This is a genomic window from Mesorhizobium sp. M00.F.Ca.ET.216.01.1.1 (assembly GCF_004010325.2).
Taxonomy (GTDB): Bacteria; Pseudomonadota; Alphaproteobacteria; order Rhizobiales; family Rhizobiaceae; genus Mesorhizobium.
This window is the reverse complement of record NZ_SADR02000106.1, coordinates 1-503: the sequence shown is the minus strand read 5'-3', so window position 1 is coordinate 503 and position 503 is coordinate 1. Positions and strand designations below refer to the sequence as shown.

At 60.2% G+C, this 503-nt stretch carries 1 protein-coding gene; it reads left to right on the top strand.

Features of this window, described 5'->3' with window-relative positions; genetic code table 11:
- Window positions 1-200 precede the first annotated feature (200 nt).
- On the top strand, window positions 201-503 hold a 303-nt coding region (locus EN859_RS35245; protein WP_135913600.1), incomplete at its 3' end, for a DUF3775 domain-containing protein.

The window sequence follows — 503 nt, the reverse complement described above, 5'->3', positions numbered from 1 at the left end:
GAACAAGTAAACGTCTGCGCATCGAAGCCTCCTTGAGGGTGACAATGGCAGATTAACGCCACCTCATTGCGGTTTCATCCCGAAATGCGGGCGGATGCCGAACTATTTTCAGCGGCCGGAAAGAAGCATTTACCTCCGGACGTGACGCGCGCTGCAAATCCGCTATCATCGGGGCCAAGCGCATCACGTGGAGAAGGACCGTGCAGCAGCGCCTCGAGAAAGAATGGGAGCTTTCCATCGACCCGGACACGGTGCGCCTGTTCATCCTCAAGGCCAAGGCGCTGAGCGCCGCCGTCAACGAGGATTACGACGACGGCGCCGAGCATGAGGTCGAGTTCGACGGCGACAGGCACGACAACCACCATCATGACGGCCTGATCGAGGAATCGTCGGAAGACCTCACCGGGGAAGAGTTTCGCCAACTCATCGATGACCTCAATGTCGATGAGGCGGCCGAGCTCATCGCGCTGGCCTGGGTCGGCCGCGGGGATTACGACGCCTCC